The 12,145-nt window shown below is 55.5% G+C and carries 4 protein-coding genes and 1 rRNA gene; 1 reads left to right on the forward strand and 4 read right to left on the reverse strand.

The features are described 5' to 3' along the window. Nucleotides 1–233: 233 nt before the first annotated feature. The 3 genes from gcvP to Poly41_RS24800 form a co-directional block, all read right to left on the reverse strand. Nucleotides 234–3,215 (reverse strand): aminomethyl-transferring glycine dehydrogenase, encoded by a 2,982-nt coding sequence (gcvP, locus tag Poly41_RS24790; protein WP_146529991.1) that lies wholly within the window; start codon nucleotides 3,213–3,215, stop codon nucleotides 234–236. A 933-nt stretch (nucleotides 3,216–4,148) separates the two neighbouring features. Then, a complete protein-coding gene (locus Poly41_RS24795) occupies nucleotides 4,149–6,005 on the reverse strand; it encodes a polymorphic toxin-type HINT domain-containing protein (RefSeq protein ID WP_197231609.1) in 1,857 nt (618 codons plus the stop codon). A gap of 70 nt (nucleotides 6,006–6,075) precedes the next feature. After that, complete coding sequence (locus Poly41_RS24800; protein WP_146529995.1) at nucleotides 6,076–7,932, reverse strand: polymorphic toxin-type HINT domain-containing protein; 1,857 nt, start codon at nucleotides 7,930–7,932, stop codon at nucleotides 6,076–6,078. A 123-nt stretch (nucleotides 7,933–8,055) separates the two neighbouring features. Here Poly41_RS24800 and Poly41_RS24805 point away from each other — a divergent pair, with 123 nt between their 5' ends. Further along, complete coding sequence (locus tag Poly41_RS24805) at nucleotides 8,056–9,426, forward strand: tetratricopeptide repeat protein (protein ID WP_146529997.1); 1,371 nt, start codon at nucleotides 8,056–8,058, stop codon at nucleotides 9,424–9,426. A gap of 735 nt (nucleotides 9,427–10,161) precedes the next feature. Here the strand turns inward: Poly41_RS24805 and Poly41_RS24810 are convergent. Continuing rightward, nucleotides 10,162–11,697: ribosomal RNA gene (locus Poly41_RS24810) — 16S ribosomal RNA — on the reverse strand. Between the last annotated feature and the right edge of the window lie 448 nt (nucleotides 11,698–12,145).

Consider the following 12,145-nt stretch of genomic DNA (forward strand, 5'->3'; position numbering starts at 1 on the left):
TCGTGGCCAAGCGAGTGAGGCACCCCGTGCTTCCAGTTGAACAGAACGACACCATGCTCTAGCCCGGATTATTCATCCGTCCAAACCTATTCCCCGTAACCCTTTGTATGCAATCAGCTTACATCGATTGAGAAAAAACAGACTGCGCACGTTGGAGTGGTAGGCTTTAGCCGATTCAGCAAGGATCCAGCACGCAATCGGCTAAAGCCTACCACTCCAACGAATCATCCGGGCTAGCCCTCGGCGACCTCGTCTACGGACGGACAGGTGCAGATCAGATTCCGATCCCCGTAGGTGTTATCGATGCGCCCAACCGTGGGCCAGAACTTCGCGTCTCGCAGCCACGCCTTGGGCCATGCCGCTTGCTCTCGCGAATAGGGATGCGTCCATTGATCACTGCCGATTTCGTGAACCGTGTGGGGGGAATGCTTCAAGGCATTGTCTTCACGATCCATCTCGCCACGCTCAATCGCACGAACCTCCTCGCGAATCGATAACATGGCGTCACAGAAACGATCGAGTTCGTCTTTTGATTCGCTTTCGGTCGGTTCGATCATCAGCGTGCCGGGCACCGGCCACGACATCGTCGGACCGTGAAATCCGTAATCCATCAACCGCTTCGCGATGTCTTCGATCTTGACGCCCGCCGACTTTTCAAACGCCCGACAATCGACGATGAACTCATGCGCAACTCGTCCGTTTTTGTCGGTGTACAAGATGTCAAAGTCGCCACTCAATCGTTTTGCCATGTAGTTTGCATTCAAAATCGCCACTTGCGTTGCCTTCTTCAATCCCGCCGATCCCATCATCGCGATGTAGACGTAGCTGATGGTCAAGATGCTGGGACTGCCATAGGGGGCAGCGGACACGGGGCCAATCGCAAACTCACCGGCAGTATCGGGACGTTCCACAGGGTGGCCGGGAAGGAAGGGGACAAGCTGATCCGCAACGCCGATCGGCCCCATCCCCGGTCCGCCACCACCGTGAGGAATGCAGAAGGTTTTATGGAGATTCAAATGGCAAACGTCCGCCCCACATTTGCCAGGACTGGTCAAACCAACTTGAGCGTTCATGTTCGCACCATCCATGTAGACCTGGCCCCCCGCGTCGTGAACACACTGGCACACCTCGCGGATCGTCGACTCGAACACACCGTGAGTCGAGGGGTAAGTGATCATCAACGCGGATAATCGATCACCGTACTGAACCGCCTTGGCTTTCAAGTCGTCGACATCAATATCGCCTCGCTCGTTGCACTGGATCGCAACGACCTTCATACCCGCCATCACGGCCGATGCCGGATTGGTTCCATGCGCCGAGGTAGGAATCAGACAGACGTTGCGGATATTTTCGCGACCTTCCTTCTTGGCCATGTGCTCATGGTAGGCTCGGATCACCAACAAACCGGCAAACTCACCCTGGGCACCCGCGTTCGGTTGCAGGCTGACAGCGGCAAACCCGGTCACTTCGCAAAGCCATCGTTCCAATTCGCGGAACATTTGCGTGTAACCTCGCCACTGCGTATCCGGTGCAAACGGATGCAATTCAGAAAACTCGGGCCACGTCACCGGAATCATCTCGCTGGTCGCATTCAACTTCATGGTGCACGAACCGAGCGGGATCATCGAATGTGCCAGCGACAAGTCGCGGCTCATCAGCTTGAATAGATAACGCAGCAGTTTGGTTTCGCTGTGATAGACGTTGAAAACCTCTTGCTTCATAAACTCGCTGCTGCGCGTCAGCGAACCAAAGTCAAGCATGCCCTCGGCTTCCGCTTCGGCCATCAATTCATCGATATCGAATCCGGTGTAGTGACCGAAGTTGAATGCCGCCAACAAGTCCGCAACCAAGGCTCGGTCGGTCGCTTCGTCCAGTGTGACGCCGAGTGTCCCGTCGGCATACTCTCGCAGATTGATGTTTCGCTCTCGAGCCGCATCGGCGACTTGGCGGGCGGCGTGGACGCGACCTTTTCCCAAGCGAATGCGAATGGTGTCGAACACGGGGCCGGCGTCGAGGGTTCCGTGGCCAAGTCGTTCGAGTCCCTTCACAAGCGCCGACGCATAGCCTTGAGTTCGTCGGGCGATTTGCCGAAGCCCCTCGGGTCCATGGTACACACCATAGAACGAATTGATGATCGCCAACAACGCTTGCGCGGTGCAGATGTTACTAGTTGCCTTATCTCGGCGAATGTGTTGTTCGCGAGTTTGGATCGCCATCCGGAGTGCTCGGTTGCCTTTCGCATCTTTGGAAACACCGATGATTCGGCCGGGAAGTTTCCGCGCGAATTTTTCATGGGTCGAGATGAAGGCCGCATGGGGTCCACCGAGCCCCATCGAAACGCCAAAACGTTGGGCCGACCCGACGCAGATATCCGCTCCCCACTCGCCCGGAGGCGTCAAGATCGTCAGCGCCAAGATGTCCGCCGACGCGACGACCAACGCCCCGTGCTGCTTCGCTTGAGCGGCCAATTCACGATGGTCTTCAATGCGTCCGTCGGTGGTCGGGTATTGCACCAGCACACCACAAAGGCCACCGTCGCCATAGGAAAAATCGATGTCGCGCGTGGGGCCGACTTTCAGATCGATGCCGAGACAAGTCGCGCGGGTTTGCAGCAGCGCCAAGGTTTGCGGGTGGCAATCGTCACTCGCCCAAAATCCGTTCTTTTTGTTCGAAGCGATGGAAAAACACATCCCCATCGCTTCCGCAGCCGCGGTGGCCTCATCCAACAAACTGGCGCCGGCAAGCGGCAAGCTTGTCAGTTCCGCGATCATGGTTTGGAAGTTCAACAGTGCTTCGAGTCGGCCCTGAGCGATTTCCGCTTGGTAGGGCGTGTACTGGGTGTACCAACCCGGGTTTTCCAACACGTTGCGCAAGATCACCGGCGGCGTGATGGTTCCCGTGTAGCCCATCCCAATGCACGAGCGGTAGACCTTGTTCTTTTCTGCGATCAGCTTCAACGACGACAGAAACTCGTGTTCGCCGCGTGGCGTCGGAATGTCAAGCTCGTGATCGAGTCGAATTTCCTTGGGAACGGTCGCGTCGCTGAGCTCATCGAGTGAGCCGAAACCGAGCAAGCTCAACATCTCGGTGATCTCGGATTCCGAGGGGCCGATATGCCGGCGGATGAACCCGTCGACAAAATCCAAGCGGCTTTGAGGATCCGCATCCCCGAGATGATTCGCGGGGGAAGTCGAATGGGGCTCAACAATGCTCATGTCTGTAAGGTTCTGATCGAAGGGGATAGCGGAACAGGCCGTGGTCCGGCGACGCCATTCGCAGGAGAGCAAATGGTAAGGGGAGAACCGGCAAGCTGTCACCGGGCGAAACCGAGAAAATCGACGTTTTCCGACCCAACGGAGCAGATCGCGGCGTTGCAGACGCAACATCTCACCCGAACGATTCGCGGGGACGCATTCACCCAGGTATGACCTTGAAAGGATCGAAGAGAGTAGGCACCGGTAAACGCAGCGCCACCCATGGAAACCGAGTCACCCTACCGCCTTCGCCCCCGCCCAGCGGCCGTGCAGGTTTAAATTGTGAAAAACATGCGTTTGCGAACTCCACCCTGCCTGTGGCGCGGCCTCATGCGAATCCTGCCTGCGTGGCAAGTTGGGGGTGACTTTGCAAACTCCGTTTCACCCGAGATTCTGGCTCCCTTCTCCCCCGGTTTTTCGACGTCGTGCAGTTTTCAAGTTGTAAATACTGCAGTGTTTAGGTATCCAACCACCCCTGCCCGCGCAGCGGGAGGGGTCGAGCGCAGCGAGGGGGAGGGCCGGTATAGAAACGGTGTTGGAATTTCACGCTGTATTCGCAGCCGGTTTTCCCTCTCCCTCGCTTAGCCTCGCGAGGGTGCAGCAACCGAAAACCCTCTCCCGGCGTTTAGACGCCGACCTCTCCCAAAGGAGAGGTAACGGTACCGTTACTCCCCGATAAACAACAACTTAAAAACTGCACAACCTCGAAAGTCAGGGGAGAAGGGAGCCAGAGAGGAGAGGTGGAGGTACCCATACCTTTGGGAAAGGTCGGCCTCGAATCATAGGGTGCGATAGCCCAAGCTTTTTTTTTGCAGCCGGCATTGTTCCAACACCACCGTTGTCTCGATGTTTTCGAAAACATTGAAACACCAAATGGCGAAGGAATCACCCTGATCATCGACCAGCGTCGGTGGACGCCAACATCGCGGGCAAGCCGGGAACCACCTGCAAGGTCGGGCTCAACTCGGTAGCGTCGTTACTGAGAATCCGCTCGGCGCCGACAAAGTAGGTGTGGAAGTCGGCGACGACCAAGTTGTATGTCTCGGCCGGTTCGGCGACGTCTTCGATCGCCTTGATCCGTGTCGTCCCAGTCGCATGATGCAACATCATCCCAACTTGCAGCTCCTTCGTACGCAGCCAACCTTCACCGGCAACCCACCAGTAATGGCCGAGTGTCGCTTCGATCGACCCTCCCTTGGTCACAAACCGCAACGTTTTTGCCGGCGGCCGAATCGTCGTTCGAAGAACCGGCTTGAGCGTCAATTCACCGGTTTCAACGTCTTGCGACGGCACCAAATCCCCACAGCGAATCGTTTCGATGGCCCTGGGCCCAAACTCCGTTTGTACTTTCGTCCCCGCAATCAAGCATTCGCAGGATTGGCGCACATTGACGACGGTTTCGTTGATGTAGGGGGTCTCGCTGCGGTCTTCCTTGTATCGGTAAGCGACCGGTTTTTCCCCATAAGTGATTTGCTCGTTGTAGCGATCCCACCAACTCCACCACGCCTGAGGCGATTGGCCGTTGTCGTCTCCAGAGAGCGCCTGCAGCACGTTGAGAATCCGTCCATCCTCAATCGATCGAGTTGAATTCAATTGTTCGGTTTCGCCTTTGATCCGTTGAATTTCTCGTTGGCTATCTCGCTGAACCACCTCGCGAGCGATCGGCCCCATTGCGTTCGGCCGGTAGACGCTCGCTGCCAAGCCGGATCTTCTTGTGGTCGTTTGAAACACGGTCACATTCGTTCCAAGCATTACCTTATCGACCACCTCGACCTGCTGCAAATCTTGCAGCTCTCGCGATTTCACCGTCCGCAGGACCTGTTCACCAGTGGGACGAGTGAAGACTTGATGCTGCAGTTGGATGTTGGTTGATAACGATTGAATCATCGGTGGAACGTAAAACTCCATTCGATACTGCTTCAAACCGTCAATCGCTGCTTGCCCTCGTTTCGATCCCGGGTCGGCAATGGCGATCTGTGCCAGCGCATCGCATGCTTGGCGACTACGTAGGCTCTTGATGGAATCAACAAAGGGCAGTGCGGCATCGCTTGGTAATTGCAGTGCCGCCAGTTTAATTGCATCGATAGCGGATGGATCGTCGATGGCCTGGATCGATTCGATCGCTTCCATTTTGCGTTTCGCGTTGGTACCCAAAAGTGAATTCGCCCAAGTCTTCATTCTCGGCAGCCATACTCGCGTCTGCCTTTGTCGTTCGAGAAAAAGCTGTTCGGCTTGGCGGATTTCCTGTTTGGTCAACCACTCGCCGTTGACCCGTTGGTAACCGAGTCGTGATCGCGCGATGCGATCATTGGGAACCGCGGCCAAGACATTCTGCCAATGTGCATGGGCCTGTGATTCCAAACCATGCGTTTCAGCCCACATCGCCAAGCGGCGATGTCCATCGGCATCAAGCTCTCCATCACCACGCTGCTCAGCATACTTCGCGGACGCGCGAGTCAATCGCTGCTGGCTCAGCTCGCACATGTTGACCCACGTCCCGTCAACGTAGACTTGACCGGCATGCCAGCGGGCTGCGACCGGATCCTTGGCTTGGTCGAGATCCGATTCCGACGCAGTCCGATCGATCAACTTGCCGTCGGCTTCCGCGTTCAGCGTGTTTCGCAGAGGGTCATCGACCGATTTCAACTCGACCGCCAAGGCCGGAATCGTCGCCAGCGCAACGATCAACGCCACCCTGCATCCTAAGACGACTTGATCGATACGTGCGGAGCCCATGGCGAAGTTAAACATGGCAAATTGCCTCCTCGAAGACGGTTCGTTCATTAGAAAAGAGTTGAGTGATGTCTAGGTTCAAACAGGGTCAATTCGCCGCCAAATCCACTGGCAAACCGGGCACGACTTGCAGGGTCGGACTTAGATCGGTTACATCGTAACTGAGAATCCGCTCGGGGCCGACGAAGTAGGTGTGGAAGTCGGCGACAACCAAGTTGTAGCTCTCGGCCGGCTTCGATGCTTCGATCGCTTCGATCTGGGTCGTTCCGGTTGCATGATGAAGCACCATACCGTCCGTCAGCTCTTTCGAACGCAACCATCCTTTGCCGGCGACCCACCAGTAGTGCCCGAGGGTTGTTTCGATTGGTCCTCCCGCGGTGACGAATCGTAGCGTCTTTGCCGTTGGGCGATGCGTCGTTGCGAGCACCGGTTTCAGGGCCAATTCCCCCGTTCGAACGTCTTGCGACAAAACCAGATCACCCGCCTGGATCGTCTCGATCGGCTTGGCGCCAAATTCGGTTTGAACCCTCGTTCCCGCGGTCAAGCACGAATGCGACCTCCATACGCGTGCGATAAATGGCTGCGTGTAGACGGTATTCTGTCGATCCTCGTCATAGCGAACCTCGTATGGTTTATCGCCACTCCGAACGCGTTCATTGTAGCGATCCCACCAGCCCCACCAATCCGCTGCCGTTTCACCAACCTCCTCCGAAACAACTGCTTGCAACACGTCAAGGGTTCGCGTCTCCGCGGTAGGTTTCATCAAGTTGTTGCTCTCGTTCCACAGTCTGGCCCGCTCAAGCTCCTGCATCGCATCCTGCCTAGCAATGTCGCCAGCTACAGGGTTGCCAAAGCTGGCTTGGAAGATGACCCGCCGGCGACCTGGACCTTGTGCTTGCCCAGTATGTTCGCTGAACCGCACCAGCGGCACACGCTTTGCCTGAACCACTCGATCAATCACCTCGATCTGATTGACATTTTGAAGATCCCGCGATTTGACCAGACGCAAAATCTCATCGCCATTCGGGCGTGAAAACACTTGGTACCGAAGTCGAATGTCGCTCGACAACGAGCGAATCAGTTTCGGAACGTAAAACTCCATTCGATAGTCCTTCAGTCCTTCTATTGCTGCCCGCCCACGTTTCGATCCCGGATCAGCAATGGCGATCTCAGCCAAAGCATTGCACGACTGGTTGCAGCGGATGCCTCGAATCGCGTCAACAAACGGTGACGCCACCTCGCCGGGAAGTTGTAGTGCCGTCAATTGCAAGGCATCGATTGCTGACGGATCGTCGACGCTGCCAATCGCTTCGATCGTCTTGATTTTGCGTTTTGCATCGGTGCCCAAAAGGGAATTCGCCCAAGCTTTCATCTTCGGGATCCAAGCCCTCGTTTGCCTGGCGCGATCTTTTCGAAGTACTTCGGCTTGGCGGATCTCCTGCTTGGTCAACCACTCGTCACCGACTCGCTCGTACCCCAAACGCGACCGAACGATTCGATCATTCGGATTTTCGGCCAATGCGCCTTGCCAGTGCGCATCGGCATGCGTCTTCAGTCCGTTCAAGTCGGCCCAGGCGGCAACACGACGATGTCCATCGGCATCCAGGACCTCCTCACCTCGCTGCTGGCGATAACGCTCCAACACTGGCGTGATCCGAGCTTCGCTCAATTGGTCGATCTTGAGCCAAACGCCATCGACGCAGACCTGGCCCGCGTGCCAGCGAGCGGATTCAGGATCCTGAACGGTGCCAATTTCCGATGCCAGCAGGGTCCGGTCGATCAATCGGCCTTCCGCCTCGGCTTCCAGTGCGGCCCTTACCGGGTCATCGATCGAGGTGGATTCGGCCGACCAGGCCTGGGACAAGAGGGGGGCGAAAAAGACTGCTGCCCCAACTCCAAAGCTGACTTGATTGACGCTCGCCCAACGAGTTGCTAACGTGAACATTGTGCGGTGCCTTTCGGAAGACCGTTGATCGCCTTGAGCTAGGAACCTTCGATGTTGAGATTCCAGTCGTCAATTGTATGGCTATGCGGTTGTGAATTCAAACGGTTTTCTAAGTACCCCCTCGTGGGATGTCTCTGTTTTATCCTCACGTTCTGCCTGTGCTACTGCACGTCAATCGGCTTTTCGGACGACCCCATCTTGGAAGGTCAGACGCCGGTCGTGGATGAAGTCACCACAAAGATTCCGAACGACACTCCTAGAGTGAACGGAGCGACCGACCGACCAACGGACGAAGTCGAGGTCAAACGTGAAACCGTTAGCGCAATTGAATCGATTCACCGCGAGCTTGCCGAGCATAGCCAGCGGAAGCAACTGCTACAAAGAGAATTTGAACGCATTCGATCCAACTTTGTCGAAACCGACCGTGACATGGAATCGGTTCGGAAGGAATCGCTTCGGAAGCAAATTAGCATGGCGTTCTTCCAGCAAAGGCTGTCCATGAATTGGTCGACTTTGGAACGTGAAATCGATCAATTAAGAGCGAATAGACCAATGGGATATTTTGACCCATTACGTGGCGCGGCATCGAGATCGCTGCTTGACCGACAAACACGAGCATTTGACATCACCTTGGACCAGAACAGTGTGATCGCAACGGATCTCGAACTCTCACACCTTAGCGTAGCGTCGCAATTGATCGTGCGCCGTCGTACGCAGGCGTTCCAAGATGCTGCCGCTTGGCAACGCAATTCCCTTGTTTGGTTAGACGAACGCCCGATGTTTTTTGTTCGTTATTGGCGGTTTACCGATCCAAATCGGATCTGGACACAAGCCGAGTGCGAAGCAATGTTGTCGACCTTTCCAACCGAAACCGAACCGGATGATTATCCGGCCGTCATTGCGAGGGCTTTGCTCGAAGAACGATTGGGGTATACCGATGCGGCACTGAAATCGATCAGCAAGGTGCTCGACAACCAGACGCCCTTGCACTTCGTTGCCTTGGCAACTCGCGGCATCATTTACGCGTCGAGCGACGAGCCCACCAAGGCACGCAAGGATATTTTGGCGGCCTACAATGCCGACAGCGAGAACCCCTACATTCGCTTCTTGCGAGCGAGGTATCACACACTGGCAGCAGAATGGCGATTGGCCGAAACGGAACTGAACGCGCTGCTCCGATTCCCCGACTTGGAACTCGATTCCCGCAGGATGTTGTCGGTGATCTACGCACTCGGAGCCGATCGGGCGCCCGCGTACGCCTTCAAGGCCAAACAACACGCAAAACTTGCCAACGGTTTGAGCAGCGAATCGCCGTGGTATGGTCACTTGATGATGGCGTTGGCCTTAAGCGTCTCGGACGCACCCAACGAGGCAATCTTTTACGGCCAAAAATCGGCCTACTTGGCCAGTGATGAGCAAAAGGCCTTGGCCGATTCGATCACCGACACCATTCGTGCGGGTGAACCGCTCTCTTGGGATTTCAATCGCAAGTGAGACCCTTTCAGGGTTAGGGGTTTTACGAAGAACCGCTCGTGCACCCGAAGGCAACCCTCACCATGTCGATCGCGGATGCCGGGCGTGTTTGTCGAACACCTTCGGCGTTTTAACGTGGTGGATCGCGGCCATCAACCCAGGGTGCGCCGCTTCGCGACGACCCTGGGCTTCGGAATTTAACCGCTTCGCGGTAACAATCGCTGATTAGCCTCCACGCGCCGACAAGCCTTCCCTACGCCAACGGCGTTGTACCCCACAGCCCAGGGTCGCGACGCGGCAACGCCGCAAAGCGCACCCTGGGGTGACCCATCGAGTCAAATCACAAACCCTGAAGGGGTTTTACGAAGAACCGCTCGTGCACCCGAAGGCAACCCTCACCATGTCGATCGCGGATGCCGGGCGTGTTTGTCGAACACCTTCGGCGTTTTAACGTGGTGGATCGCGGCCATCAACCCAGGGTGCGCCGCTTCGCCACGACCCTGGGCTTCGGAATTTAACCGCTTCGCGGTAATGCTCCTTACGAAAGTGCGATAGCCCAGCAGATTGGCCATCAAGTTCCCGAGCGCGCACGAAAAAACCCACTTCGGCTGGCGACAGTCCGAAGTGGGCTTTTCGTTGATGTTTAGTGATGAACAACAGTCCGAAGACTGAAAATCTGTTGAGTGCTGTGCGAGAGTCGCTTCCACGGATCCGGTAAGTCTGTCACCAAACTTACCCTATTCTAAGAATCCTTAGAAAGGAGGTGATCCAGCCGCAGGTTCCCCTACGGCTACCTTGTTACGACTTAGTCCCAATTGTCGAGCTGACCTTAGGCACCTGCCTCCGCGAACGGTTAGCTTGGTGACTTCGGGCCCTCCCAACTTTCGTGGCTTGACGGGCGGTGTGTACAAGGCTCAGGAACACATTCACCGTAGTATGCTGACCTACGATTACTAGCGATTCCGGCTTCATGCAGGCGAGTTGCAGCCTGCAATCCGAACTAGGGCACGGTTTTTGGGATTTGCTCCACCTCGCGGTATTGCGTCCATTTGTCCGTACCATTGTAGGACGTGTGCAGCCCTAGACATAAAGGCCATGAGGACTTGACGTCATCCCCACCTTCCTCCGGTTTGACACCGGCAGTCTCTCTAGAGTCCCCGGCATTACCCGCTGGCAACTAGAGACAAGGGTTTCGCTCGTTAAGGGACTTAACCCGACATCTCACGACACGAGCTGACGACAGCCATGCAGCACCTGTGCAAGAGCTCCCCGAAGGGCACTCTCTACTTTCATAGGGATTCTCAAGCATGTCAAGTCTAGGATAAGGTTCTTCGCGTAGCCTCGAATTAAGCCACATCCTCCACCGCTTGTGTGAGCCCCCGTCAATTCCTTTGAGTTTCAGCCTTGCGACCATACTCCCCAGGCGGAACACTTAACGCTTTCGCTACGGCCGAGAGAATGTGGAAGTTCCCTCAACCCAGTGTTCATCGTTTACGGCTAGGACTACCGGGGTATCTAATCCCGTTCGCTACCCTAGCTTTCGTTCCTCAGCGTCAGAAAAGACCCAGTGATGCGCCTTCGCCACCGGTGTTCCCTATGATATCAACGCATTTCACCGCTCCACCATAAGTTCCCATCACCCCTGTCTTCCTCGAGCCTAGTGGTTTGAAACGCAGTTCCACAGTTGGGCTGTGGGCTTTCACATCTCACCTTCTAGGCCGCCTACGAACGCTTTAAGCCCAGTGATACCGAATAACGTTTGGACGGTTCGTCTTACCGCGGCTGCTGGCACGAACTTAGCCCGTCCTTCCTCTGAGGATCGGTCAAACCATGGAGAGTACCCCATAGCACTTCCTAACCTCTGACAGCGGTTTACAACCCGAGGGCCTTCATCCCGCACGCGGCGTCGCTCGGTCAGACTTTCGTCCATTGCCGAAGATTCTCGACTGCAGCCATCCGTAGATGTCTGGGCAGTGTCTCAGTCCCAGTGAGCCGGGCCATGCTCTCACACCCGGTAACCATCAATGCCTTGGTGGGCCATTACCCCGCCAACAAGCTAATAGTACGCGGTCCGATCCAGAAGCGGAATCACACCTTTGATCCAAAGATATTATTCGGTATTACTAGCAGTTTCCCGCTACTATCCCGAACTTCTGGGCACGTAACCACGCGTTACTCTCCCTTTCGCCGCTGTCCCCTCTCATAGCAAGCTAATTGAGGTTCTCGCACGACTTGCATGCCTAATCCACGCCGCCAACGTTCATTCTGAGCCAGGATCAAACCCTTCAATTTTGTATTGATTCACCAGCCAGCAAGCTGACCGGGAGAAAGCAAAGTTAAACCGAAAGTTGATACTAGCGGGGGTCCTCGGTAAAAAGACCCCAGCGATTCGCCATTTAGTTTTGTGCTGCATGCTGAAGCCCGAAAGCTTCAAAACATTACAACCAAATAGCAACCTCGCACTGCTGAACTCAACAGAAGATTCATCACCAAATTGTCAAAGATCTATGCGTCTGACTTGCAGACAATGCTCCCAGAAAACTAGCACCAGTGTGCTCATTCCGCCAGGGGCAGTTTTGTTTTGCTTGAAACAAAACACTGAGAGAAAGCGAACAATCACCGAAGTGCGTCGCTTTCGTTTGAGGCTTGTAATCCTAAAGCCTCGCGGTGTTCAGTCAACCCCGCTTGCAAAAAAAGTTATTGAAAACTTAATTCGCGGTTCGCCGTTTGTTCAGTCCAC

Origin of the sequence: Novipirellula artificiosorum (assembly GCF_007860135.1) — a bacterium.
Taxonomy (GTDB): domain Bacteria; phylum Planctomycetota; class Planctomycetia; order Pirellulales; family Pirellulaceae; genus Novipirellula_A; species Novipirellula_A artificiosorum.